At 73.5% G+C, this 25014-nt stretch carries 25 protein-coding genes; 17 read left to right on the forward strand and 8 right to left on the reverse strand.

Annotated features, from left to right (window positions below):
- The first annotated feature begins 139 nt into the window (after positions 1–139).
- Complete coding sequence (locus tag ACFYVL_RS24100; protein WP_003969786.1) at positions 140–343, forward strand: cold-shock protein; 204 nt, start codon at positions 140–142, stop codon at positions 341–343.
- Positions 344–469: 126 nt separating this feature from the next.
- Positions 470–2182, forward strand: coding sequence for a DEAD/DEAH box helicase (locus ACFYVL_RS24105; protein ID WP_389248057.1), 1713 nt, complete (start codon positions 470–472; stop codon positions 2180–2182).
- 114 nt (positions 2183–2296) lie between these two features.
- Here ACFYVL_RS24105 and ACFYVL_RS24110 read toward each other — a convergent pair whose 3' ends face one another.
- The 5 genes from ACFYVL_RS24110 to ACFYVL_RS24130 are packed head-to-tail and all read right to left on the reverse strand — an operon-like array spanning position 2297 to position 6767.
- On the reverse strand, positions 2297–3223 hold the full coding sequence (locus tag ACFYVL_RS24110; protein WP_389248059.1) for a tyrosine-protein phosphatase: 927 nt from the start codon (positions 3221–3223) through the stop codon (positions 2297–2299).
- Positions 3224–3281: 58 nt separating this feature from the next.
- Entirely contained in the window at positions 3282–4352 is a 1071-nt protein-coding gene (locus tag ACFYVL_RS24115; protein ID WP_389248242.1) for an NAD(P)H-dependent flavin oxidoreductase, read from the reverse strand.
- Positions 4353–4369: 17 nt separating this feature from the next.
- Complete coding sequence (locus ACFYVL_RS24120) at positions 4370–5131, reverse strand: CoA-transferase subunit beta (protein ID WP_389248061.1); 762 nt, start codon at positions 5129–5131, stop codon at positions 4370–4372.
- A complete protein-coding gene (locus tag ACFYVL_RS24125) occupies positions 5128–5979 on the reverse strand; it encodes a CoA transferase subunit A (protein ID WP_389248063.1) in 852 nt (283 codons plus the stop codon). The genes ACFYVL_RS24120 and ACFYVL_RS24125 overlap by 4 nt, the downstream gene beginning before the upstream one ends.
- On the reverse strand, positions 5976–6767 hold the full coding sequence (locus tag ACFYVL_RS24130; protein ID WP_389248065.1) for an enoyl-CoA hydratase family protein: 792 nt from the start codon (positions 6765–6767) through the stop codon (positions 5976–5978). The genes ACFYVL_RS24125 and ACFYVL_RS24130 overlap by 4 nt, the downstream gene beginning before the upstream one ends.
- Before the next feature lie 67 nt (positions 6768–6834).
- Between ACFYVL_RS24130 and ACFYVL_RS24135 the strand changes: the two genes are divergently transcribed.
- On the forward strand, positions 6835–7602 hold the full coding sequence (locus ACFYVL_RS24135; RefSeq protein WP_389248067.1) for an SDR family oxidoreductase: 768 nt from the start codon (positions 6835–6837) through the stop codon (positions 7600–7602).
- Entirely contained in the window at positions 7603–8523 is a 921-nt protein-coding gene (locus ACFYVL_RS24140) for an SDR family oxidoreductase (protein WP_389248069.1), read from the forward strand.
- An 84-nt stretch (positions 8524–8607) separates the two neighbouring features.
- Here the strand turns inward: ACFYVL_RS24140 and ACFYVL_RS24145 are convergent, their stop codons facing one another.
- The gene (locus ACFYVL_RS24145) at positions 8608–9237 is read right to left on the reverse strand and encodes a TetR family transcriptional regulator (RefSeq protein WP_389248071.1); all 630 of its coding nucleotides are present in this window, start codon (positions 9235–9237) and stop codon (positions 8608–8610) included.
- A 106-nt stretch (positions 9238–9343) separates the two neighbouring features.
- On the opposite strand from ACFYVL_RS24145, the gene ACFYVL_RS24150 reads away from it, so the two are divergent.
- From ACFYVL_RS24150 to ACFYVL_RS24185, 8 genes are all read left to right on the forward strand, one after another.
- Positions 9344–10357: an oxidoreductase gene (locus tag ACFYVL_RS24150; protein WP_389248073.1), complete on the forward strand. Its 1014-nt coding sequence runs from the start codon at positions 9344–9346 to the stop codon at positions 10355–10357.
- A 303-nt stretch (positions 10358–10660) separates the two neighbouring features.
- Positions 10661–11443, forward strand: a complete 783-nt coding sequence (locus tag ACFYVL_RS24155) for a 2-keto-4-pentenoate hydratase (RefSeq protein WP_389248075.1) — start codon at positions 10661–10663, stop codon at positions 11441–11443.
- A 7-nt stretch (positions 11444–11450) separates the two neighbouring features.
- Positions 11451–12359, forward strand: coding sequence for an acetaldehyde dehydrogenase (acetylating) (locus tag ACFYVL_RS24160; RefSeq protein WP_389248077.1), 909 nt, complete (start codon positions 11451–11453; stop codon positions 12357–12359).
- Entirely contained in the window at positions 12356–13453 is a 1098-nt protein-coding gene (dmpG, locus tag ACFYVL_RS24165; RefSeq protein ID WP_389248079.1) for a 4-hydroxy-2-oxovalerate aldolase, read from the forward strand. Before ACFYVL_RS24160 ends, dmpG begins: the two co-directional genes overlap by 4 nt.
- 10 nt (positions 13454–13463) lie before the next feature.
- Positions 13464–14702: a Rieske 2Fe-2S domain-containing protein gene (locus ACFYVL_RS24170; protein ID WP_389248081.1), complete on the forward strand. Its 1239-nt coding sequence runs from the start codon at positions 13464–13466 to the stop codon at positions 14700–14702.
- The gene (locus ACFYVL_RS24175) at positions 14699–14929 is read left to right on the forward strand and encodes a hypothetical protein (protein ID WP_389248083.1); all 231 of its coding nucleotides are present in this window, start codon (positions 14699–14701) and stop codon (positions 14927–14929) included. The genes ACFYVL_RS24170 and ACFYVL_RS24175 overlap by 4 nt, the downstream gene beginning before the upstream one ends.
- On the forward strand, positions 14926–15927 hold the full coding sequence (locus tag ACFYVL_RS24180; protein ID WP_389248085.1) for a 2Fe-2S iron-sulfur cluster-binding protein: 1002 nt from the start codon (positions 14926–14928) through the stop codon (positions 15925–15927). Before ACFYVL_RS24175 ends, ACFYVL_RS24180 begins: the two co-directional genes overlap by 4 nt.
- A gap of 122 nt (positions 15928–16049) precedes the next feature.
- Positions 16050–16478: a ribonuclease domain-containing protein gene (locus tag ACFYVL_RS24185; protein ID WP_389248087.1), complete on the forward strand. Its 429-nt coding sequence runs from the start codon at positions 16050–16052 to the stop codon at positions 16476–16478.
- A 64-nt stretch (positions 16479–16542) separates the two neighbouring features.
- Here ACFYVL_RS24185 and ACFYVL_RS24190 read toward each other — a convergent pair whose 3' ends face one another.
- Positions 16543–17547, reverse strand: a complete 1005-nt coding sequence (locus tag ACFYVL_RS24190; protein ID WP_389248089.1) for an IclR family transcriptional regulator — start codon at positions 17545–17547, stop codon at positions 16543–16545.
- Between the two features lie 253 nt (positions 17548–17800).
- Between ACFYVL_RS24190 and hsaA the strand changes: the two genes are divergently transcribed.
- From hsaA to ACFYVL_RS24215, 5 genes are all read left to right on the forward strand, one after another.
- Positions 17801–18982, forward strand: a complete 1182-nt coding sequence (hsaA, locus tag ACFYVL_RS24195; protein WP_389248091.1) for a 3-hydroxy-9,10-secoandrosta-1,3,5(10)-triene-9,17-dione monooxygenase oxygenase subunit — start codon at positions 17801–17803, stop codon at positions 18980–18982.
- Positions 18979–19851 carry a 4,5:9,10-diseco-3-hydroxy-5,9,17-trioxoandrosta-1(10),2-diene-4-oate hydrolase gene (gene hsaD, locus ACFYVL_RS24200; RefSeq protein WP_389248093.1) on the forward strand — a complete coding sequence of 291 codons (873 nt, stop codon included), beginning with the start codon at positions 18979–18981 and terminating at the stop codon, positions 19849–19851. Before hsaA ends, hsaD begins: the two co-directional genes overlap by 4 nt.
- A gap of 189 nt (positions 19852–20040) precedes the next feature.
- Positions 20041–20949, forward strand: coding sequence for a VOC family protein (locus ACFYVL_RS24205; RefSeq protein ID WP_389248095.1), 909 nt, complete (start codon positions 20041–20043; stop codon positions 20947–20949).
- Between the two features lie 143 nt (positions 20950–21092).
- The gene (locus tag ACFYVL_RS24210) at positions 21093–21545 is read left to right on the forward strand and encodes a flavin reductase family protein (protein WP_389248096.1); all 453 of its coding nucleotides are present in this window, start codon (positions 21093–21095) and stop codon (positions 21543–21545) included.
- Positions 21542–23248, forward strand: a complete 1707-nt coding sequence (locus ACFYVL_RS24215) for an FAD-dependent oxidoreductase (RefSeq protein WP_389248098.1) — start codon at positions 21542–21544, stop codon at positions 23246–23248. Before ACFYVL_RS24210 ends, ACFYVL_RS24215 begins: the two co-directional genes overlap by 4 nt.
- Here the strand turns inward: ACFYVL_RS24215 and ACFYVL_RS24220 are convergent.
- Entirely contained in the window at positions 23208–24935 is a 1728-nt protein-coding gene (locus ACFYVL_RS24220; RefSeq protein WP_389248100.1) for an ankyrin repeat domain-containing protein, read from the reverse strand. The two genes, ACFYVL_RS24215 and ACFYVL_RS24220, sit on opposite strands and share 41 nt — an antisense overlap.
- Positions 24936–25014: the final 79 nt, after the last annotated feature.

Genomic DNA, 25014 nt, shown 5'->3' on the forward strand with positions numbered 1-25014 from the left:
CGCCTGACGAGAACTTCGGCAGGCGCACATTTGTTTTCCGGTCTTTGCCGGTTTCCGGATCTCCGGATGGGGTCATTGCGGCGACGAGGAATTCGTAAAGTGCGAATTTCCGGCTCTGCCCCTGTTTTAGGAGAAAAAAATGGCTACTGGCACCGTGAAGTGGTTCAACTCGGAAAAGGGCTTCGGCTTCATCGAGCAGGACGGCGGCGGCGCCGACGTCTTCGCCCACTACTCCAACATCGCCACCTCGGGCTTCCGTGAGCTCCAGGAGGGCCAGAAGGTTTCCTTCGACGTCACGCAGGGCCAGAAGGGCCCGCAGGCGGAGAACATCGTCCCGGCCTAATCGCCCGGACGCGAACCTCCTAGCCGGGGCCCGCACCGTGAAGGTGCGGGTCCCGGCTTGTTGTTGTGCCCGCCGGCCGCGCGAGGCCGTGTCCCAGGCAGTCCCCAGGAAGAAGGCAATTACTGCATGACCCGTTTCGAACGATCCGCCACCGAGCGCACCGGCCGTCCGGCGCGCAACCGACCGTCGAACGCCACCCCTTCCCGGGGCCGCGGCAAGGCTTCGACGAAGAATTCCGGCAAGGGCCCCGCCCGCCGGTCCACGCCGCCCCAGGGTGAATTCGCACTGCCGGAGACCATCACCCCCGCGCTGCCGTCGGTCGAGGCTTTCGAAGCGCTGGACATGCCCGCCGCACTCCTGAAGACCCTCGCCGCCCAGGGGGTGACCGAGCCGTTCCCGATCCAGGGCGCGACGCTGCCGAACTCCCTGGCGGGCCGGGACATCCTGGGCCGCGGACGCACCGGTTCCGGCAAGACGCTGGCCTTCGGCCTCGCGCTGCTCGCCCGCACCGCCGGGCGCCGGTCCGAGCCGCACGCCCCGCTCGCGCTGGTCCTCGTACCCACCCGCGAGCTCGCGCAGCAGGTGACCGACGCGCTCACCCCGTACGCCACCGCCGTCAACCTGCGCCTGACCACCGTCGTCGGCGGCATGTCGATCACCAAGCAGGCGAACTCGCTGCGCCGCGGCGCCGAGGTCCTGGTCGCCACCCCCGGCCGGCTCAAGGACCTCATCGAGCGGGGCGACGCCCGGCTCGACCAGGTCGCCATCACCGTCCTCGACGAGGCCGACCAGATGGCCGACATGGGCTTCATGCCGCAGGTCGTCGCGCTGCTCAAGCAGGTCGAGCCGGGCGGGCAGCGGATGCTGTTCTCGGCGACCCTGGACAAGAACATCGACAAGCTCGTCAAGATGTTCCTGACCGACCCGGTCGTGCACTCGGTGGACCCGTCCGCCGGTGCCGTCACGACCATGGAGCACCACGTGCTCCACGTGATGGACGAGACCGAGAAGAAGGCGGTGGCGGCCCGGATCGCCGCCCGCGACGGCCGCGTGATCATGTTCGTGGACACCAAGCGCGCCGCCGACCGGTTCGCCAAGCGGCTGCTGGCCGCCGGTGTGTACGCGGCGGCCCTGCACGGCGGACGTTCCCAGCCGCAGCGCAACCGCACCCTGGAGCAGTTCAAGAACGGCCAGGTCACGGCCCTGGTCGCGACCAACGTCGCGGCCCGCGGCATCCACGTCGACGACCTCGACCTGGTCGTCAACGTGGACCCGCCGACCGACCACAAGGACTACCTGCACCGGGGCGGGCGCACCGCGCGCGCCGGTGAGTCCGGCGTCGTGGTCACCCTCGTCCTGCCCGAGGAGAAGCGGGAGATGACCCGGCTGATGAGCGACGCCGGCATCACCCCGCGCACCACCCGGGTCAAGTCGACCGACGAGGAGCTGACGACCCTCACCGGCGCCCGCGAGCCGTCCGGGGTGGCCGTGGTCGTGGAGGTGCCGCAGCCCGTGCAGCAGCAGCCCGCCAAGCGCCGTCCCTCCGGCGGTGGCCGGGGCGGTTCCGCCGACGGCCGCAGCCGCACCCGTGGCCGCCGTGGCGGCGGCGGTGGCGCCCCCGCGGCGGGCGGATCCGGCACGGGCACCGGGCGCCCCTCGCGTCCCGCGCGCAGCGGTGGCGGTACGGCCGGCGGCGGCCAGGGCGGCCAGTCCCGGTCCGGCGGCCAGCCCCGTTCCGGCTCGGCGGGCCGGGCCGGCGGCGGTCAGGGCCGTGCGGGCCAGGGCCAGTCGCAGCGCCGCCAGGGCGGCGGCCAGGGCGGACGCCGCCCCGTCGCCTAGCGGCGGGCGGCAGGTGACGAGGACGGCGGCCGGGCCCGAGGAGATCGGGCCCGGCCGCCGTCCGTTTCCCGGCGGGCCCGTCGGCCCGTCGGCCGTCGGCCCACCGGCCGCAGGTCAGTCCACCAGCCGGTCCTGGAGCCGGGCCAGGGTGCGGACGTCCAGCCCCAGCCCCTTCGTCAGATAGCCGTACAGGCTGCCGTAGCGCGCCTCGGCCTCCGCCAGCGCGCTGTCGAGGTAGGAGTCGCGCACCTCCTGGAGCGGGATCAGCAGGTCCGGATTCTGCATCATGCCCGCCTGCTTCAGCCCCTCGCGGACCTTGGCGTCGTACGCGGCCCGGAACCCGTTCGAGGCGAGGTAGTCGCCCCGGGCGGTACGCTCCGGCACCCCGAGCGCCCGCAGCAGCACATAACTCGTCCAGCCCGTACGGTCCTTGCCCGAGGTGCAGTGGAACAGCACCGCCCCGCGCGCGGAACCGTCCGCCAGGTCGCGGAAGGTGGCGGCGAACTGGGCGCTGTTCGCCGGGTCGGTCACCAGCGTCCGGTACACCTGCCGCATCAGCTCCGCGCCCCTGCCGCCGCCGAGCGCCTCCTCCTGCTTCACCGGGTCCCTGGTGGCGATGGCCGCCATCATCCGCCCGTACAGGCCGCTGTCGTTGACCGGGCGCGGCGTCACGGCGAGCGGGGCCGGGAGGCGGTCCTGGCCGTCGTACTGGATCTCCACCGGCACCCGGTAGTCGATCACCTTGCCCAGCCTCAGCCCGGCCAGGGTGCGCACGTCCGCGTCGGTGAGCTTCGACAGCGCGTCCGCCCGGTAGGCGACGCCGTAGCGCACCCGGTCGCCCCCGTAGGTGCGGTAGCCGCCCAGGTCACGGATGTTGGTGGCGCCCTGGACGACGATCTGGCGGACCGTGTCGGTCCGCTGCTGCGACCCGTGGCGCGGGGGGTGCGCCGCGGGGGCGGCGACGGCCGTGGCGGGCAGGGCGCCGAGGGCCAGTGCGGACACGGCCGCCGCAGCGGCGAGCCGGACCCGGTGACTGCTCATGGTGAACTCCTGGGGAAGGAAGGGAGCCCCCAGCCAAGAGGGCTCCGGGAAACGGCACTCAACCCGCGGTCGACAGGCCGGTGTGGAGCCTCTGCAGTTCCTTCAGCGCCACGTCCGCCTCGGACATGACACGTGCGACCAGTTCGGCGCAGCTGGGCAGGTCCTCGATCACGCCGGCCACCTGCCCCGACGCCATCACGCCCAGATCGGTGCGGCCGTCGACCATGGAGGCCTTCAGCAGCATCGGGGTGTTGGCGGCCAGCAGTACCTGACTCCAGGTCAGGTCCTTGCCGTGCTTCATGGCGAGGCCGTCGCGGACCATCCGCGCCCAGGACAGCCCCGAGAGCCTCCGGAACCCGGCGGCGCGGACGACGGCCTGCGCCAGCGCCCTCGTACGGCCGGCCCGCTCCAGCGAGGCGACCAGTTCCGAGCGCAGCATCCGGTGCGGCAGCCCGTCGACGGCGGTGGTGACCGTGATGTCCCGGACGGCCGCCTCCAGGTACTTCGCCTTCACCGCGTCCGGCACCGTCGAGTCGGAGGTGAGCAGGAAGCGGGTGCCCATGGCGACCCCGGCCGCCCCGTACGCCAGCGCGGCCACCAGACCGCGCCCGTCGTGGAAGCCGCCCGCCGCGACCACCGGGATGTCCACCGCGTCGACCACCTGCGGCAGCAGCACGGTGGTGGCGACGTCCCCGGTGTGCCCGCCGCCCTCGCCGCCCTGCACGATCACCGCGTCCGCACCCCACGCCGCGACCTTCTCGGCGTGCCGCCGCGCGCCGACGGACGGGATCACGACGACCCCCGCGTCCTTCAGCTCGGCGATCAGCTCGCGGGACGGCGCCAGCGCGAACGAGGCCACCCGCACGCCCTCCTCGATGATGATCCGCACCCGTTCCCGCGCGTCCCCGGCGTCCGCCCGCAGGTTGACCCCGAAGGGCGCGTCGGTGCGGGAGGCGACCTCGCGCACCGCGTGCCGCAGTTCCTCCACGGTCATCGTCGCGGAGGCGAGGATGCCGAGCGCGCCCGCGTCGGCGGTCGCCGAGACCAGCCGGGGGCCGGCCACCCAGCCCATCCCGGTCTGCACGACGGGGTGCCGGACGCCGACCAGGCGGGTGAGCGCGGTCTCCATCCGGGGTGCCTCCCGCGTCACGGCTTCACCTCCCGGTCGCGGGTGCCCCGCGGGTCCACGACCTCGCGGATCAGCCGCAGCTCCTCGCGGGTGGGCTCGCGGGTGTGCGGCACCTCGTCGGCGACGGCCAGTGCGAAGCCGGTGGCCGCGCGCACCTCGTCGACGGTGACTCCCGGATGCACGGAGGCCAGCCGCATCGAGCGGTCGGGGGTCCGGAAGTCGAAGACGCCGAGGTTGCTGACCACCCGGGGCAGGCGGTGGTAGCGGGTGGCGGCCGGGCCCGCTGCCGCGGCGCTGTCGTAACCCACCCCGCAGACCATGTCGACCTGCGGGACGAAGACCCGGGTGGAGTGCCGGGGCACCCAGTAGCTCGTCGGGTTGTTGAGGGTGTTGACGGGGGCGCCGCGCACGCCGAGCAGCTGGCGGGCGGGCTGCTGCCAGTCGCCGATGCAGGAGATGTTCTGGTTGCCGAACCGGTCGATCTGGCTGGCGCCCATCATCACGTGCCGCTTGCCGCCGGTGACCATCGTCAGGTGGTGGCGGTAGGGGAGCCAGCCCTCGGCCGTCCCGTCGAGGCCGACCAGCAGGGCCTCGCCGTCGGTGAGCAGCAGGTCGGGGGCGAAGGTGCGCTTGGCGAGGCGGGCGCCGATGCCGGGGATCAGGCCCATCGGGCTGGCCAGCACCTCGCCGTTGTCGCGCCAGGCCTCGGCGCAGGCGATGACGCAGTACTCGGCGCGGGTGACGGTGCCCGCGGCCCGGTCGCTCGTGGACGTACTCACTTCTGCTCCTCGTGCCAGGTCCGGACGGCGCTCTGGTAGGCCGGCTCGTCGTCGCCGGACAGGAAGCGTGCGGCGAACTCGGGCCAGGGGGTGGTCGCGTACAGCTTCTGGAAGGCCTCGTCGCGCCCGTAGTCGGGGGCGCAGGTGGTGAAGTGCGCGCCGCCGGGCGTCTCGACGACCCCGGTCACCGAGGACCGGCGCAGCAGCAGGGACTGCGGCGGGGCGTCCTTCGTCAGTTCGGCGGTGTCCACGATCTGCTCGCAGGAGACGTAGGCCTCGTCGGCGGCGTCGCAGAACAGGTCGTCGAAGTAGGGGTCGGGGCCCAGGTACTGGCCGTTGCCGAGCCGGTCCGCCCGGTTCATGTGGACCAGGGCCGCGTCCAGCCGCAGGGCGGGCATCGCGACCAGGGTCTCGCCGTCCTCGTACGGCGAAGTGACGGTCCGCAGGCCGGGGTTGACCCGCATCACGTCGGAGCCGATGCCCGCCCGTACGGGGAGGAAGGGCAGCCGGTTCGCGGCGGCGTGCAGCCCCCACATGAACATCGCCTCGTCGATCTCCGTCAGTTCGACGGCGCCGGACTCGCGGGCGGTGCGGAAGTGCGGTTCCAGCGGGATCGAGTCGAGCGTGGCGAACGCCGTGACCACCTTGCGGAGCTTGCCGGCGGCGGCGAGCAGGCCGAGGTCGGGACCGCCGTAGGAGACGACCGTCAGATCCCTGAGGTCGCTCCGCAGGATCGCCCTGACCAGGGCCATCGGCTTGCGGCGCGAGCCCCAGCCGCCGATGCCGAGCGTCATGCCGCTGCGCAGCCGCGCCACCACCTGCTCCGGGGTCGTCGTCTTGTCGGTCATGCGGGGTCGTCCTTTCCGGAAGGGGTGCGCCCGAAGGCGGAACGGACCCGGTCGGCGGTGCCGTTGAGGTTGGCCTCGAAGGTGAAGCCCTGCTCGAAGCGGTAGCTGCGGCGCACGTCCACCGGGTCGATGCCGTTGATGGCGGCCTTGGCGAGCCGGATCAGGTACGCGTCCTTCGCTGCGATCTCCCCGGCCAGCTCCATTGCCGCGTCGTGCAGGTCGGCGCGCGGTACGACCTTCCACACCGAGCCGTGGTGGTGCAGCTCCCGCGCGGTCGCGGTGCGGGAGGTGTAGTAGAGGGCGCGCATCAGGTGCTGCGGCACCAGGCGGGCGAGGTGGGTGGCGGCGCCGAGGGCGCCCCGGTCCAGCTCGGGCAGGCCGAAGGTGGCGTCGTCGGAGGCGACGATCGCGTCCGCGTTGCCGACCAGGCCGATGCCGCCGCCCAGACAGAACCCGGCGACCGCCGCGACGACCGGGACCTCGCACTCGTACACGGCGGCGAACGCCTCGGCGCAGCCGCTGTTGGCGCCGATCAGTGCCTGGTGGCCGCCGCCGGACGCGGTCTCGCGCTGCATCTCCTTGATGTCGACGCCCGCGTTGAAGCCGCGGGAGCCGTCGGGGGTGGTGAGGACGACGCAGCGCACGCCGGGATCGCGTCCGGCGGCGCGGACCGCGTCGGCCAGGTCGTACCAGCCCTGTACGGGCAGTGCGTTGACCGGTGGGAAGTCGACGGTGACGACGGCGATGCCCCGGTGGGAGCCGGAAGGGCCGGAGGTGGAGACACCCATGAACGGATCAGCTACCTTTCCACCAAACATTTGTTAGGTGCGTGTTGTGTCAGGAAGGTAGCAGCGAATGGAACTGGACGGGAGGGTTGTCGTCGTCACGGGTGGCACCCGGGGGGTCGGCGCGGGGATCGCGCGGGCCTTCCTCGCGGCGGGCGCCGAGGTCGTGGTGTGCGCCCGCAGACCGCCCGAGGAGCCGGTCGAAGCGGCCGGCCGGACGGCGGACTTCGCGTCCGTCGACCTGCGGGACGCGGCGGCGGTGGCGGAGTTCTTCGCACGGGTGGCGGCCGGGCACGGGCGGCTGGACGTCCTGGTCAACAACGCGGGCGGGACGCCCTACCGGCTGCTCGGGGAGGGCACGGCCGAGCAGCACGCCCGGGTGGTGGCGCTGAACCTGGTGGCGCCGATGACGGCCTCGCTGGCGGCCCGCGGGCACCTCGCCGAAAGCCGCGGCTCCATCGTGATGATCGGCAGCGTCAGCGGCGAACGGCCCTCGCCCGGTACGGCGGCGTACGGGGCGGCCAAGGCCGGACTGGCCGGCCTGGCACGGTCGATGGCCGTCGAATGGGCACCGGAGGTACGGGTCAACACCCTCGTCCTGGGCATGGTGCGCACCGAACTGTCCCATCTGCACTACGGCGACGAGGCCGGCATCGCCGCGGTCGGGCGCACGGTCCCGGTGGGCCGGCTGGCCGAACCCGCGGAGATCGGCGACGCGGCGGTCTTCCTGGCCTCGCCGAAGGCGGCGTACATCACCGGAGCCTCGCTCCAGGTCCACGGCGGGGGAGAGCGCCCCGCCTTCCTGGACGCGGCCAACGTCAACAAGGAGGAGATCTAGATGAACGAGCAACTGCTGTGCTCCGGACGGGTGGTGGCCGTCACCGGAGCGGGCCGGGGGCTGGGCCGCGCCCACGCGCTGGCCTTCGCCGAGGCGGGCGCGAGGGTCGTCGTCAACGACCTCGGCGTGCGCGCGGACGGCGCGGGGGCCTCGGGCGGGCCCGCCCAGGACGTCGTCGAGGAGATCCGCGCGCGGGGCGGCGAGGCGGTCGCGCACGGCGGCGACATCGCGACCGGCGGGGGCGCGGCGTCCCTCGTCGCCACGGCCCTCGACACCTTCGGCGCCCTGGACACCCTCGTCAACAACGCCGGGTTCCTCCGCGACCGGATGCTGGTCAACCTGGAGGAGGACGACTGGGACGCCGTCGTGCGCGTCCACCTCAAGGGCCACTTCCTGCCGCTGAAGCACGCGGCGGCGTACTGGCGGGCCGAGGCCAAGGCGGGCCGGGCGCGGGCCGCCAGGGTCGTCAACACCAGCTCGGGGGCGGGCCTGCTGGGCAGCGTCGGCCAGGGCAACTACGCCGCGGCGAAGGCCGGCATCGTGGGCCTGACCCTGGTCGCCGCCGCGGAGATGGGCCGGTACGGAGTCCAGGTCAACGCGCTCGCCCCGGCGGCCCGGACCCGGATGACCGAGCAGACCTTCGCCGGGGCGATGGCGGCGCCGCGGGACGGCGCGTTCGACGCGATGGCCCCCGAGAACGTCTCCCCGCTGGTGGTGTGGCTGGGCTCGGCCGCTTCCGCGGGCGTGAGCGGCCGGGTCTTCGAGGCGGAGGCGGGCCGGATCACGGTGATGGAGGGCTGGCGGGCGGGGCCGACCGCGGACAAGGGCTCCCGGTGGACCCCGGCGGAGGCGGGCGAGGCGGCCCGCGGACTGCTGGCCGAGGCGGAGGTGCCGCAGCCGGTGTACGGCGCCGGGGGGTAGCCGCTGGGCGGGGCCGGGGGCGGTCTCCTCCCCGTACGGGGAAGCCGCCCGCGGTCGCGGGCGATCCGCGCCGGGCCGTCCGGGCTACGGCCCGGCGCCGTCGCCGTCCAGTGCCGGGGCGATGACCGCGAACGCCTCGTCCATCAGCGCCGCGGGGTCCGCCGTGCCGTCGCTGTCCGACCAGCGCTGGAGTACGGCGTCGAACGCGGTGAGGGCCATTCCCGCGGTCAGACGCGGACGGAGGCCCGCCGTCCCGGCGGCGGGGCCCGCGCGGCGCACCAGCTCCGCCGCCATCTCGTCGCGCCACTGTGCCTGGCGTTCCAGGAAGCGGGCGTGCAGGGCCGGGGTGCGCAGGATCAGACGGACCACGTGCAGGGCGCGTTCGGAGTGGTCGGCGGCGCAGGCGCCCATCGGGACCCAGACCGCGTGGCGCAGCGCGACGGAGGGCGGTTCACCGGCCGGCCGGGCCGCGAGTTCCGCGTGGATTCCGGCGCCCATGTCGGCGAGGAACCGTACGACCACGTCCTCCTTGGACGCGAAGTAGCGGAAGAACGTCCGCTTGGAGACCCCGGCCGCCGCCACGATCTCGTCGACGGTCACCGCGTCGAACCCCGTGCGGGCGAGCAACTGGAGCGCGGCCTCGCTCAGTTCGTCGGCGACGAGCAGGCGCTTGCGCTCGGCCAGGCTCAGCGGCGGTTCGGGACGGGAGGTCATGGGGCCATCGTAATGCCTCGCCCGCGATTCCATGCCGCGCATGACACTCGGGCGCGCCTTGACACCAAGTGTCATCGGAGTCAGTCTGTGCCGCATGACTCCGGACATGACTTCTCAGACGGCAGCAGACACCGGGCTTCGGCAGCGCTGGAACGCCGGGCACATTCCCGACCAGACCGGCCGCGTCTGCGTCGTCACCGGCGCCAACAGCGGTCTCGGCCTGGCGACCGCCCGCGCGCTGGTGGCCAAGGGGGCGCACGTGATCCTGGCAGTGCGGGACGAGGAGAAGGGGCGGCGCGCGATCGAGGAGGCGGCCGGGGGAGCGGACGCGGCCGGGCGGGCCGGTGCGGTCGGACAGGCTGGCGCGGGCGGCGCAGGGCGCGGCCGGTGGGAGGTGCGGCGGCTCGACCTCGCCGACCTCGACTCGGTGCGCGAGTGCGCCGAGCGGCTGCGCACCGAACACCCCCGGCTCGACCTGCTGGTCAACAACGCCGGCGTGATGGCCCCGCCCCGCACCCTCAGCGCGCAGGGCCACGAGCTCCAGTTCGCCGTGAACCACCTCGGCCACTTCGCGCTCACCGGGCTCCTCCTCGAACCCCTCGCCGAGGGCCGTGACCCGCGCGTGGTCACCGTCAGCTCGGTCAACCACCGCAAGGCCCACCTGTTCCTCGACGACCTGATGGGGGAGCGCCGCTACTCGCCGATGGGCCACTACAACCAGTCCAAGCTGGCCAACGCCGTCTTCGGGCACCAGCTGCACCGGCGGCTGACCGCCGCGGGCAGCCCGGTGCGCAGCGTCCTCGCGCACCCCGGATACACCGCCACCCAGCTCCAGTTCAGCGCGCCGGTCGGCCTGTGGCGGGTGGTGTTCGGGCGGATCGGGAACCCGCTGCTGGCCCAGCGGCCCGAACGCGGCGCGCTGCCGCAGCTGTACGCGGCGACCGAACCGGGCGTACGCGGCGGCGAGTTCATCGGACCGGACGGCACGGCCGAACTGCGCGGCGCCCCGACCCGGGTCGCCCTGGCCCCGTCCGCCACCGACGAGAAGACGGGCCACCGGCTGTGGGAGGAGTCGGAACACCTGACCGGTGTGCACTACGGCCTGCCCGCCACCGGATGACCCGGGCCGCATCCCCGGGAGCGGCGCCCGCGCAGGGGGGCGGGGTGCGGGAAGGGGGCCCGCGCCGGGGCCGGGGGAGGGGGCCCGCGCAGGGGGGGGCCGGGGCGCGGGAGGGGGGCCTGCGCAGGGGGGTGCCGGGGCGCGGGAGGGGGCGGGTGCCGGGGGTGTGGCGGGGCGGGGGCCGGGCGGTCCGTCGGACGGCCGCGTGCTTTCCCACTCACCGGGAAGTGGCCCTCCCCGCCGCTCCCGGCGGGACCTAGCCTCGGGCATCACCCACCCCGAGCCCCGCCCTGGAGGCGCCCGATGCTCACCGCACGCCGGCGGCAGGAGGCGGCGGAGCTGCTGCGCTCCGCCGAGTACGGACGTACCCCCGTACCGCCGCTGACCGAGACGTTCCCCGGGATCGACACCGAGGACGCGTACGAGATCCAGCTTCTCAACATCGGCCGCCGCACCGCCGCCGGAGCCACCGTCACCGGCCACAAGGTCGGCCTCTCCTCGCCCGTCATGCAGCGCATGATGGGCGTCGACGAACCCGACTACGGCCATCTGCTCGACGACATGGCCCTCGACAGCGCCCGGCCCGTGCCCGCCGCGCGCTACTGCGCGCCCCGCGTCGAGGTCGAGATCGGCTTCGTGCTCGGCGACGACCTGCCCGGCGAGGGCTGCACCGCCGCCGACGTCCTTGCGGCCACCGAACGCGTCGTACCCGCCCTGGAACTCATCGACAGCCGGGTCCGCGACTGGCGGATCGCCATCGCCGACACCATCGCCGACAACGCCTCCTCCGCCGGCTACGTGACGGGCGAGGGGCGCGATCCGCGCGCACTCGACCTCAAGGCGGTCGAGGCCCGGCTGACCGGCGGCGGCGAACTGCTCGCCGAGGGGCGCGGGGACGCCGTGCTCACGGACCCCGCCGAGGCGGTGGCCTGGCTCGCGCGGACCGTCGCCCGCTTCCGGGTGCCCCTGCGCAAGGGGCACCTGGTGCTGCCCGGTTCCTGCACCCGGGCCGTGGACGTCACCGCCGGGCGGACCTACACCGCCGAGTTCACCGGGCTCGGCTCCGTCTCTCTCACCTTCTGCTGAGGTACGCATGACTGTCACGACGGGCAGGCGGGCCACCGCCGCCATCGTCGGCTCCGGCAACATCGGGACCGACCTGCTGTACAAGCTGCGCCGCTCCCCGTACATCGAGCCGCGCTGGATGATCGGCGTCGACCCGGCCAGCGAAGGGCTCGCCCGCGCACGGAAGCTGGGCGTGCGCACCAGCCACGAGGGCGTCGACCCGCTGCTGGCGCAGGACGAGCTGCCGGACATCGTCTTCGAGGCGACCTCCGCCCACGTGCACCGGGCGAACGCCCCGCGCTACGCCGAACTCGGCATCAAGGCCGTCGACCTGACCCCGGCCGCCGTCGGCCCCGCCGTCGTACCGCCCGCGAACCTCACCGCGCACCTCGACGCGGACAACGTCAACATGATCACGTGCGGGGGGCAGGCCACCATCCCGATGGTGTACGCCGTCTCACGGGTCGTGCCGGTCGCCTACGCGGAGATCGTCGCGTCCGTCGCCTCGGTGTCCGCCGGGCCCGGCACCCGCGTCAACATCGACGAGTTCACCCGCACCACCGCGCGCGGCATCGAGGAGATCGGCGGCGCCGGGCGCGGCAAGGCGATCATCGTCCTCAACCCCGCGGAGCCGCCCGTCGTCATGCGCGACACCGTCTTCTGCGCGATCCCCGAGGACGCCGACCGCGAGGCGGTCACCGCCTCCGTCAAGCAGGTCGCCGAGGACGTCGCGGCGTACGTGCCCGGCTACCGGCTGCGCACCGAACCGCAGTTCGACGAGGCGTCCGGGGCGAACGGGGGGCAGGCCCGGGTGGCGATCTTCCTGGAGGTGGAGGGCGCGGGCGACTACCTGCCGCCGTACGCCGGAAACCTGGACATCATGACCGCCGCCGCCACCAAGGTCGGCGAGGAGTTCGCGAAGGGGATGCAGGCATGACCGCCGCACGGACCTACACGCCCAGCGCGCGGGGGACGTACTCCGACGCACTCGACATCCGCGTCACCGACTCCTCCCTGCGCGACGGCTCGCACGCCAAGCGCCACCGGTTCACCGGCGAGGACGTACGGAAGATCGTCGGCGCCCTGGACGGTGCGGGCGTGCCCGTCGTCGAGGTCGCGCACGGGGACGGACTCGGGGGCTCGTCGTTCACCTACGGCTTCTCGAAGACGTCCGAGCAGGAACTCATCAAGATCGCCGTCGACACCGCGCGGCACGCCCGCATCGCCTTCCTGATGCTGCCGGGCCTCGGCGTGAAGGACGACATCCGGGCTGCTCACGGCAACGGCGCCGGCATCTGCCGCATCGCCACCCACTGCACCGAGGCCGACATCTCCGTCCAGCACTTCGGGCTGGCCCGGGACAGGGGCCTGGAGACCGTCGGCTTCCTGATGATGGCCCACTCGACCACCCCCGAGAACCTCGCCCGGCAGGCCCGGATCATGGCCGACGCGGGCTGCCAGTGCGTGTACGTCGTCGACTCGGCGGGCGCGATGGTCGTGGACGACGTCACCGACCGGGTGGCGGCGCTCGTCGCGGAACTCGGCGGCGACGCCCAGGTCGGCTTCCACGGGCACGAGAACCTCGGGCTCGGCGTGGGCAACTCGGTCGCCGCCGTACGCGCGGGCGCCCTCCAGATCGACGGCTCGACCCGGCGGCTCGGCGCGGGCGCCGGGAACACCCCGGTCGAGGCCTTCGCCGCGGTCTGCCACAAGATGGGCATCCGCACCGGCATCGACGTACTGAAGATCATCGACGCGGCCGAGGACGTGGTCCGCCCGGTGATGGACGAGGAGTGCCTGCTCGACCGGATGAGCCTGCTGATGGGCCACGCCGGGGTCTACTCCAGCTTCCTCAAGCACGCCTACCGGCAGGCCGGGCGCTACGGCGTGTCCGGCGCCCAAATCCTGCTGCGGGCCGGCGAGCGGCGGCTCGTCGGCGGCCAGGAGGACCAACTGATCGACATCGCGGTCGAACTCGCCGCGGAAGCCGCGCGATCCGGCCGGCCGGGTACCGGCACGCGCCTCGACTAGGGGGAGAACCATGGTTGTTCAGCAGCGCCCAGAGACCGCGTCCGGCACCGCGGCAGCCACCGCGGCCGACGCCGTGCGCGTCATCGAAGCGACCGCACCGCCCGCCCGGTTCGCCCGCGGCTGGCACTGCCTCGGCCTCGCCGGCCCTTTCAAGGACGGCCGGCCGCACGAGATCCGGGCCTTCGGCACCAAACTCGTCGTCTTCCGCGGCGAGGAGGACGGACAGCTCCACGTGCTCAACGCCTACTGCCCCCACATGGGCGGCAACCTGGCCCACGGCACCGTCAAGGGCGACGCCGTCGCCTGCCCCTTCCACGACTGGCGCTGGGCCGGCGACGGCAAGTGCGCCGGCATCCCCTACGCCCGCCGCGTCCCCCCGCGCGCCAGGACCCGCTCCTGGACCGCGCTGGAGCGCAACGGCCAGCTGTACGTGTGGCACGACCCGGAGGGCAACCAGCCCCCGGCCGACGTCACCGTCCCCGAGATCGAGGGCGTCCACGGCCCCGACGCCGACCAGTGGAGCGACTGGTCCTGGAACTCCCTGCGGGTCGACAACGCCAACTGCCGCGAGATCGTCGACAACGTCGTCGACATGGCGCACTTCTACTACGTGCACTACGCGTTCCCCGAGTACTTCAAGAACGTCTTCGACGGGCACGTCGCCACCCAGTACATGGAGTCCTCGCCGCGCCCCGACATCGACCTCGGCACCCTCTCCGCCTCCGGCGGGCTGCGCTCCGACGCCTCCTACTTCGGCCCCTCCTACATGATCGACAAACTGTGGGCGGACGCCGGCGGCGGACAGGAGATGGAGTCCGTCCTGATCAACTGCCACTACCCGATCGACGAGAACAGCTTCATGCTGATGTACGGGGCGATCGTCAGGAAACTCCCCGGCATGACCGACGAACAGGCCGCCGACGCCGCCCGCGTCACCTCCGAGGGACTGGCCGTCGGCTTCGAGCAGGACGTCGAGATCTGGCGGAACAAGACCCGGATCGACAACCCGCTGCTCACCGAGGAGGACGGCCCGGTCTACCAACTGCGCCGCTGGTACGAGCAGTTCTACGTGGACGTCGCCGACGTCCGCGACGAGATGGTCCGCCGCTTCGAGTTCGTGATCGACACCACCCGGGCGGGCGAGGCCTGGCGGGCGGAGGCCGAGGCGAACATCGCGGCCCGCGAGGCCGCGGCCCGCGAAGCCGCCGCGCACCCGGTCGCACCACCCGCCCCGAAAGCCGGTTCGTGATGCGCCCCGTCACCTGCGGGACCTGCGGAAACGAGGTCCTGTGCGAGAAGTTCAGCCCCGCCCACACCCAGATCCAGTGGACCGCCGAGGCCACCGAGGTCTGCCCCCGGATCCGCGAGCGGGTCGCCGCCGGCGAACCCAGCGCCCGGGTGCGGTCCTGCGCCGGACTGCGCGACAGCATCCGGGAGGCCGTGTCCCGGGGACTCGTCGAGGTGGGTGGCGAGTGAGCACCTCCGTGAAGGTCGGGGTCGTCGAGGTCGTACGGGAGACGGGCGACGCCGTGTCCCTGGTGCTCGACGCCCGGCTCCCGTACAAGCCGGGCCAGTTCCTCACCCTGCGGGTGCCGGGGGGCGCCGCCAGGTGCTACTCCCTGGCCAGCTCCCCGCACACCGGGGAACCCATGAAGGTCACCGTGAAGAGGGTGCCCGGCGGGCTCGGCTCCGGCTGGGTCTGCGACCGGGTGACGGCCGGCGACGAGCTGGAGGTGCTCGCCCCGGCCGGCACCTTCACCCCGCGCGACCTGGACCGCGACGTGGTCCTGGTGGCGGGCGGCAGCGGCATCACCCCGGTGCTGTCGATCGCCAAGTCCGTCCTCGCGGCCGGGCGGGGCCGGGCCGTGCTGCTGTACGCCAACCGGGAGCAGAACGCCGTCATCTTCCGGGACGAACTGTGGGGGCTCGCCGAGGCGCACCCCGGGCGGTTCGCCGTGGTGCACTGGCTGGAGACCCTCCAGGGGCTGCCCACCGCCCAGCTGCTGGGCGCGGCACTCGCCCCGTACGCCGGCCGCGACGCCTATCTGTGCGGGCCCCGGCCCCTGATGGACGCGGCGGAGGCGGCTCTGCGGGCGGCCGGGGCGTGCACGGTGTCGCGGGAGAAGTACTTCTCGCTCGCCGACGACGTATTCGGCCGCGCACCGGCCGCAGCCACCGCCACCGCCGCAGGTGCGCAGGCCGCGCACACGGCCAGGGTGACGCTCGACGGGGAGTCGCACGAGGTCGGCTGGGCGGCGGAGGTCCCGCTGCTCGACACCCTCCTCGCGGCCGGGATCGACGCCCCCTACTCCTGCCGGGAGGGCGCGTGCAGCGCCTGCTGCTGCCGGGTGGTCTCCGGCGAGGTGAAGATGCTGCGCAACGAGGTGCTGGACGAGGAGGACCTGGCCGAGGGGTACGTCCTGGCCTGTCAGGCGGTGCCGCTGAGCGCCCGCGTCGAGATCGGCTACGAGTAGGCGGGGGCCTGCCGGGGTCGGGTGCGGGGGTCCTGCGGGGACGCTGGGGAGGAGGTGAACGTCCGGGGAATTCGCGGGAGTTGGCGTTGACCCCGGTGCGTTCTACGCGCATCAATGGGGGCATGCGAATCCCCCCACGAATCGCCGTCATCGGCTCCGCCGTCGCCCTCTCCTCGGCCCTGCTGGCCGGCGGAGCGACCGCAGCCACGGCCACCGCACCCGCCCCCGTCACCGCCGTCTCCTTCTCCGTCGCGAAGATCACCGCCGTCGGCGAGATCTGCCACTCGAAGCTGCCTTCGCAGGCCCACGACACCCTCGAACTCATCGAGAAGGGCGGCCCCTTCCCGTACGAGCAGGACGGCACCGTCTTCAAGAACCGTGAGGGCATCCTGCCGAGCCAGACCAACGGGTACTACCACGAGTACACGGTCGTCACCCCCGGCGCGCCCACCCGCGGTGCCAAGCGCATCGTGACCGGCAGCAAGGCGCAGGAGGACTACTACACCGCCGACCACTACAAGTCGTTCGACCTGGTCAAGTACGGCTGCTGACGGCCGAACAGGCAGACGGGACGGCGGCGGACGCGTCCACCGGGAGGACGTCCGCCGCCGGCCGCTACATCCACTCGCTGCGGCCCAGCCACCCCATCATGGTGTCCATCGCCTGCTCCGACATCCGGGGCCGCTGTGCGACGGACCCGGGCGGGGTGGCTGCCGCGTGCCGGGCGCGGGCGCGGCCGGGACCGTACAGCTCCCGCCAGACCGCACGCGAGCAGGCGAGTACCGCGGGCGCCAGCCGCTCCAGTTCGCGACGGGCGGCGGCGCCGCCCCGGCAGGACAGGGAGATCGCCGCGACGGCCCGGCCCGCGCCGCGCAGCGGGGCCGCCACACAGACCACGCCCCGGAAGCTCTCCTCCCGGTCGAAGGCGATGCCCCGGTCGCGGACCGCCGCCAGCTCCGAGCGCAGCGCCACCGGGCGCACCAGCGTGGCCGGGGTGCGGGGGCGCAGACCGGCCGCGACGACCCGCTCGGCGGCGTCCGGTTCGCCGAACGCGAGGACCGCCTTGCCCGCCCCCGTGCAGTAGGCAGGCATCCGGCCGCCCACCCGGGATGGGACGCTGCGGTCGTCGAGCCCGCCGATCCGCTCCAGGTAGACCACCTCGGTGCCGTCCGGGACGGCGAGGTGCACCAGGTGACCGGTCTGCTCGTGCAGGGAGTGCAGCAGAGGGAGGGCGGCGCGGCGCAGCCGGTTGTGGTGCGAGGCGAGGGCGCCCAGCTCCAGCATCCGCATGCCCATCCGGTAGTCCCGGCCCTCGCGGTCCAGCCAGCGCAGCCCGACCAGCTGGTCGAGGATGCGGTGCGCGGAGGAGCGGGGGATGCCCGAGCGGCGCACCACCTCGGTGAGGGAGAGCCGCGGCTCGGCGCCGTCGAACGCCCCCAGCACCTCGGCGGCCTTCTCCAGCAGCGAGAGCGGATGGGGGGCGCCGTCCGGTGACCCGCCGGGCCTCCCGGACGGGACGGACGGGACGGACGGGACGGACGGGACGGGCGCCCCGGATACCGCTGTGGCACGTGTCAGCATCTCGGTGAGCCCGGCCTGCCCAGGCGTGGGAGCAGTCATGAGAGAACCCCTGTGTGCGGTGCGCATCCGCGACATTGCGGACGCGCCGGCGACCTTGGGGCGACCCTGTCACGGGGGCGGCCACGGGGGAAGGGGTCGTGCGAAGGTATTTCTTTTCGGAATAGGTTGGGGGATCGCGGAACCCTTCCCGCTGAGTGGGAAACCGGTATTTCGTGCCCGGTGGACGCGGGCGTACCTTCCTGCCACCACCCGCACGGCGGGCACACCCCGTACATCCCGAGAGGCGACACGCATGGGTGACGAAGAAGTCCTCGAAGTCCTCGCAGGCGTCCGCGCCCTGGCCCCCGCGCTGCGCGAGCGCGCCCCGGAGGCCGAGGCCGGGCGCCGGGTCCCCGCGGCCAGCATCAAGGAACTGGAGGCCGCCGGCTTCTTCCGGCTCCTCCAGCCCAAGCGGTACGGCGGCCTCGCCGCGCACCCCGCCGCCTTCTACACGGCGGTCAAGGAGATCGCCCGCGCGTGCGGCTCCACCGGCTGGGTCTCCTCCGTCGTCGGTGTCCACCCCTGGCACGTCGCCCTCTACGACGTCCGCGCCCAGGACGAGGTGTGGGGCGCCGACCCGGCCGCCCGGATCTGCTCCTCGTACGCCCCGACCTGCAAGGTCACCCCGGTCGACGGCGGCTTCAGGGTCACCGGTGCCTGGCACTTCTCCTCCGGCTGCGACCACACCGACTGGGCCCTGCTCGGCGGCATGATCAACGACGCCGACGGCCGCCCGGTCGACATGCGGACCTTCCTCGTCCCGCGCGCCGACTACCGGATCGACGACGTCTGGGACACCGTCGGCCTGCGCGGCACCGGCTCCAACGACGTGATCTGCGAGGACGTCTTCGTCCCCGAGCACCGCGCGCTGAGCTTCGGCCCGGTCACCGCCCTGAGGACCCCCGGCCAGGACGTCAACCCGGAGCCGCTCTACCGGCTCCCGTACGCCTCGGTCTTCACCACCACCATCTCCACCCCCATCGTCGGCATCGCCGAGGGCGCCTACGAGGCGTACGTCGCCGCCACCCGCGAACGCTTCCGGATCTCCTACGGCCAGCAGGTCGCCGAGGACCCCTTCGCCCAGGTGCGGATCGCCCGCGCCGCCAGTGACATCGACGCCGCCTGGCTCCAGCTGGAGCGCAACATCACCGAGCTGTACGAGCGCGCCGTGCGCGGCGAGGAACTCCCGATGGCACTGCGCACCCGCACCCGCCGCGACCAGGTCCTGGCCACCGAGCGCGCGGTGGCCGCGGTCGACCTGCTGATGGAGAACGCGGGCGGCAGTGCCATGCGCAACAAGGCGTCCAACGCCGTCCAGCGCGCCTGGCGCGACGTCCGCACCGGCCGCGGCCACGCCGCCAACGACCCCGAGCGGGCGCTGGTCCTCTTCGGCCAGGGCGCCCTCGGCCTCGACATCCAGGACACGATGCTGTGAGCGACACCGGGACGACCTACGAGTCCACCTCGCGCACCGTCGAGGCCGGCGGCCTGACCCTGCACTACCACGAGGCCGCACCGGCCGGCGCGACCCCGGACACCCCCGTCGTGATCATGCTGCACGGCGGTGGCCCCGGCGCCTGCGGCTGGTCCAACTTCGGCGGCAACCTCCCGGTGTTCGCCGAGCACTTCCGCACCCTCCTGGTCGACCAGCCCTGCTACGGCAGGTCCGACAAGCCGGAGCCCGACAAGGACTTCTTCTCCTTCGCCGCCGACGCCGTGGCCGCCCTCATGGACGAACTCGGCATCCCCCGCGCCCACTTCATCGGCAACTCCCTCGGCGGCGGCACCTCCACCCGGATGGCACTGGACCACCCGGCGAAGGTCGCCAAACTCCTGCTGATGGGCCCCGGCGGCGTCTCCCTCAACCTGTTCCACGCCGACCCCACCGAGGGCATCAAGCGGCTCTTCGCGTTCAGCACCTCGCCCGAGCCCACCCGGGAACAGATGAGGGCCTTCCTCACCACCCTCGCCTTCGACCCGGCGATCGTCACCGACGAACTCGTCGACGAGCGCTACACCCGGGCCACCGACCCCGACGCCGCCCTCGGCAACGCCCGCATGGGGGCCTCCTTCGCCAAGTGGCCCGAGGACACCATGCTCTGGCGCGAGGCCCACCGGATCACCCAGCCGACCCTGCTCACCTGGGGCCGCGAGGACCGGGTCAACCCGCTCGACGGCGCCCTCGTCGCCCTCAAGGCCATCCCCGACGCCCGCCTGCACGTCTTCCCGCACTGCGGCCACTGGGCCCAGCGCGAACAGGCCGACGAGTTCAACCGCCTGGCGATCGACTTCTTCCGCCACTGAGGCGCTGGGGTGCTGTGCGGTGCGGGTTCGACCGTGCCGCACCATGCCCGGCTGATGCCACCACCGGGGGCGCCCCCCCGGATCCCCGCTCCTCCAACGCCGGAGGGGTGTGGTTCTCCCTCGCCGGACGGGCTGCTTCTGCCCTCGCCCGAAGGACTTGTCAGGCCCCCTTTCCAAAGGAATCGACTCATGGACATCCGCGCTCTTGGCTACCTGCGCCTCGAAACCACCAAACTCGACGAGTGGCGCACCTACACCTGCGACATCCTCGGCATGGTCGAGGCCGAAGGCTCCACCGAGCAGCAGCTGAACCTGCGCATCGACGACCGCATCCACCGCTTCCAGATCGTCGCCGGTGAGAGCGACCGGCTCCTCGCCGCCGGCTTCGAGGTCGCGAACGCCGCCGCACTCGCCGCCACCGCCGCCGAACTGGAGGCCGCCGGAGTCGTCGTCAAGCAGGCCGACGCCGCCACCCTCGCCGAGCGCCGCGTCCAGGGCCTCATCCAGCTCCAGGACCCCAGCGGCAACCCGCTGGAGATCTTCTGGGGCCAGGCCCAGGACCACAGCCCGCTCGGCACCCCGTACGGCAACCGCTTCGTCACCTCGACCCCGAAGGCCGGCAACCTCGGGCTCGGGCACGTCGTGGTCCCCGCACCGGACACCGAGGAGACCCTGGCGTTCTACGAGAACGTCCTCGGCTTCCAGCTGCGCGACTCGATGAAGCTGCCGCCCGCCGCCGTGCCCACGGGCAAGCCCGGCGAGGACTTCCACACGATGCACTTCCTCAGCCCCAACCGCCGCCACCACAGCCTGGGCCTCTACCCGGGCGCGCTGCCGCCCGGCATCGTGCACTTCATGGTCGAGCTGGAAACCCTCGACGACGTCGGATACTGCCTGGACCGCATGCAGAAGGCCGGAGTGCCGATCGCCTCCTCTCTGGGCCGTCACTCGAACGACCACATGGTCTCCTTCTACGCCCAGGCGCCGGGTGGCTTCCAGGTCGAGTACGGCTGGGACGGACTGATCGTCGACCCCGCCGACTGGGTGGCGAAGGAAATGACTTCGGACAGCTTCTGGGGCCACCAGTGGAACGGCTGACGGGACGCCCATCCGCTGATCACCTCGTACGGGAAGAACGGCCGGGAGCCGCAGGGGAGTTCCCAGCCCCCCTCACCCCATCGGGTGAACCCGACCGCCCTGCCGGGACGGAGACCCCCGTCGACCCCGCCCGCTTCCGCGACGTGCTGGGACGTTTCGCCAGCGGCATCACCGTCGTCGCCGCCCTCGACGAGAGCGGCGGCCCGGTGGGTCTCGCCTGCCAGTCCTTCGCCTCGCTCTCCCTCGACCCGCCGCTCGTCCTGCTCTGCGTCGGCAAGAACTCCAGCAGCTGGCCCAAGGTCGAGCGGGCCCGCCGCTTCGGCGTCAGCATCCTCGCCGCCGACCAGGCCGCCACCTGCGCGGCCCTCGGCCGCAAGGGCGCGGACAAATTCGCCGGAGTCGACTGGGAGCGCACCGGGAACGACGCCGTCCGCATCAACAACGCCCTGGCCACGGTCGATTGCGAGCTGTACGCCGTCCACGAAGCGGGTGATCATTACGTGATCACCGCCCGCGTACTGGACCTGGCCGCGCGCGAAGACGGATCACCCCTGCTCTACTTCCGCAGCGACTACGCCACCGGAGTGTTCACATGACGGCACCGCAATCACCCGCGCAGACCCCGCAGTGGGACCACACCTACGACGTCGTCGTGGTCGGCTCCGGAGCCGCGGGCCTGGCCGCGGCCCTCACCGCCCGGCTGCGCGGCCTCAGCGCACTCGTCGTGGAGAAGACGGACAAGTACGGCGGCTCCACCGCCCTGTCCGGTGGCGCGATATGGGTGCCCACCAACTTCCACCTCGACGACGCCTCGCTCGGCGACACCCGCGAGAAGGCCCGCGCCTACCTGGACGCCACCGTCGGCGACCGCGTCCCGGAGGCCCGCAAGGAGGCCTACCTCGACCACGGGCCGCGCATGGTCAAGGAGTTCCACGACCGCACCGACGTGCAGTTCATGTACACCCCCGGCTACTCGGACTACTTCCCCGAAGCCATGGGCGGCATGGCACAGGGCCGGTCCGTCGAGCCGTGCATCGCCGACCTCAAGGCCCTCGGCCCGCTCGCCCGCGACATGCGCCGCGCCGGCCTGCCCACGTACGGCCTCACCATCACCTCCTACGACTTCCGCCACGTCAACATGGTGCGCCGCACCTGGGCCGGCCGACGGGCCTCCCTGCGCGTCGGCGCCCGCGCCGCCAAGGCCCTGGCCACCGGCAGGAAACCGGTCTCCCTCGGCGAGGCACTGATCGCCCGGCTGCGGCTGTCGCTGCACAAACAGGGCGCCGACCTGTGGCTCCGCGCACCGCTCACCGGCCTCGTACAGGACGGCGCGGACGGCGGCGGACGGGTCACCGGCATCCGCGTCACCCGCGACGGCAAGGAGGTCACCGTCCGCGCCAGGGGCGGCGTCGTCCTCGCCTCCGGCGGCTTCTCCCACCACCAGGAGCTCCGCGAGAAGCACCTCCCCGCCCCCACCTCCACCGCCTGGACCCACGCCTCCGAGGGCCAGACCGGCGACGCCCTGCTGCTCGGCGAGGAACTGGGCGCCGCCACCGACCTGCTGGACAAGGTGTGGGGCGCGCCCTCGATCTGCCCGCCGGGCGAGAAGAGCTTCTTCCTCGTCGCGGACCGCGGCATCCCCGGCATGGTCATCGTCAACGCGGCCGGCCGCCGCTACGCCAACGAGGCCGCCCCCTACCACCGGTTCGTCGACGCCATGTACGAGGCGGACACCGAGGACGCCACCACCGTCCCGTCCTGGCTGGTCATGGACGCCCGCTCCAAGTCCCGCTACCTGTTCGCCGGCCTCTTCCCCGGCCAGCCCTTTCCCAAGTCCTGGACCGGGAGCGGCTTCCTGAAGAGGGCCGCGACGATCGAACAGCTCGCCACCCTCCTCAGGGCGCCCGAACTGCCCGCCACCGTACGCCGCTTCAACAGGATGGCGGACAACGGCAAGGACGAGGACTTCGGCCGCGGCGACAGCGTCTACGACCGCTACTACGGCGACCCCACCCTCCCCAACCCCAACCTCGCCCCGCTGGAGAAGGGCCCGTACTACGCGGTCCCCGTCCACCCCGGAGACATCGGCACCAAGGGCGGCCTGGTGACGGACGGCGACGCCCGCGTGCTGCGCGAGGACGGCTCCGCCGTCGCGGGCCTGTACGCCTCCGGCAACTGCTCGGCGGCGGTCATGGGCGAGACCTACCCCGGCCCCGGCGCGACCATCGGCCCCGCGATGGCGTTCAGCTGGGCCGCGGTCAACGACATCGCGGAAAGGTCGCCGCGAGACGACGCCTGACCCGCTCGTCCCGCACATGGGCGAGCGCCTCCACCGCGACGGCCCGCCCCGGACCCTCCGGCGCCCCGTCCGCGAGCACCCGCAGCAACGCCCCGGCGGCCCGGGGGTCCTGGCGCACGGCCAGCCCCCGGGCCGCCTCGGCGTAGCCCGCACCGGCCGGGTCCGTGCCCTCCGCCACCTGCTCGGCCAGCGCGTCGCGCACCGCCGCCGAATCCCCACCGGCCCGCGCCAGCGCGACCACGGCCGCGTACCGGACCGCGGGGACGGGGTCACGGGCCAGGTGCAGGAGCGCGGCGACGGCGGGAGCCCGCGGACCACCGGGGGCCGCGGGGGAGGCAGGAGCCGCGGGGAAGCCGGGGGACCCCTGCCCGGGGGCCGCCCGGTGCTCCTGGTCCGGGTCCTCGTCGTGGTCCCGCTCGGTGCGCTCGGCTCCCGGTACGGCGCGCTCGGCCCCCGGTACGACGGCCCCGGGCTCACCGGCGTGCTCCGGGCGCCCGGCCCCCCGCTCCTCCGCCGTCAGGCCGAGCCGGCCCAGGGACTCCGCCACCCGGTGCCGTACCTCCGCGTCCGGGTGCGTCACGTGCGCCAGCACCTGGGACAGGGCCGCCGGGTCGCCGTGCCGGCCCAGGGCGCGCACCGCCGCACGCGTCAGGTGCGCCGGGCCGGGGCGGGCCGCCAGGTCCCGCAGCAGCGGGACCGCGGCGGCTGCCGGTGCCGCACGGGCGAGTGTGTCGGCTGCGAAGGTTTGGTGCAGAGAAGAAGCGCTTCGTCCACACCACGACCGCGCCGCCCGCAGCGTCTCCGCGTCGGCCCGCTGCCACAGCACCGCCACCGACTCCCGCCAGTCGTTGCTCAGCGGGGACCGCGAACGCACCGCCCGCTCGGCCAGCTCGGCGGCGGACGTCGCGATTCCGAGTACCGCCTCCAGGCGGGTGACCACGGCGGCGTGCCCCGACTGCTGCTCGGCCGCGGCTATCGGAACACCGTCGCGCAGCAGTTCGGCGACCACCGTCGTGCCGCCCTCCTCGGATATCCGGCGCAGCGCGAACTCGTCCCCGTCGCACACCCCGTACGTGTGCTTCAGCCCCTCCCTGAGTGACACCTCCAGGTCGCTTTCCAGCCACCGCCCGGCCTCCTCCAGCGCGGCCTCCCGCGCCGCCGCCCGGTGCCGCAGGAGCACCCGTACGGTCGCGGGCGAACCCCGCCGCGCCGCCAGCACCAACGGCGGCTCACCGGACGGACCCGGCAGGTCCGGGTCCGCGCCGTGCGCCAGCAGCACCTCCGCCACCCCGGCGTGGCCCCGGCCCGCCGCCCACACCAGCGCGGTGAACCCGTACGCCTCCCGCAGATCGGGCCGGGCGCCCGCCGCGAGCAGCGCCCGCGCGACGTCGGTGTGCCCGCCGACCGCCGCCGCGCAGAGCGGCAGATCGCCGGTGCCGTCCCCGCCGCCCGGCCCGCCCGGCCCTCCGGGGCCGCTGGGCCGGTCCGGGTCCGCACCTGCCGCGAGCAGCAGCCGGACCGCGCCCGCCCGGTCGCCCACCGCCGCCGCGTACAGGACGGTGGTGCCCTCCTCGTCGGTGGCCTCGGCAGGGGCGCCCGCCCGGAGCAGCCGTACAACAGCGTCGTCCTCGTCACCGTGCACAGCCTCGAACAGGTCCCGCAGGCCCGCTGTCGGCTTGATGTCCATCCCTCGACCCTACGCGGACCGCCGACCGTTCCCGCAGGTCAGGGGCTACGCGGGCCAGACGGGCGGGAGTTGAGGATGA

The organism is Streptomyces sp. NPDC004111, assembly GCF_042874215.1.
In the GTDB taxonomy this organism is placed as follows: Bacteria; Actinomycetota; Actinomycetes; order Streptomycetales; family Streptomycetaceae; genus Streptomyces.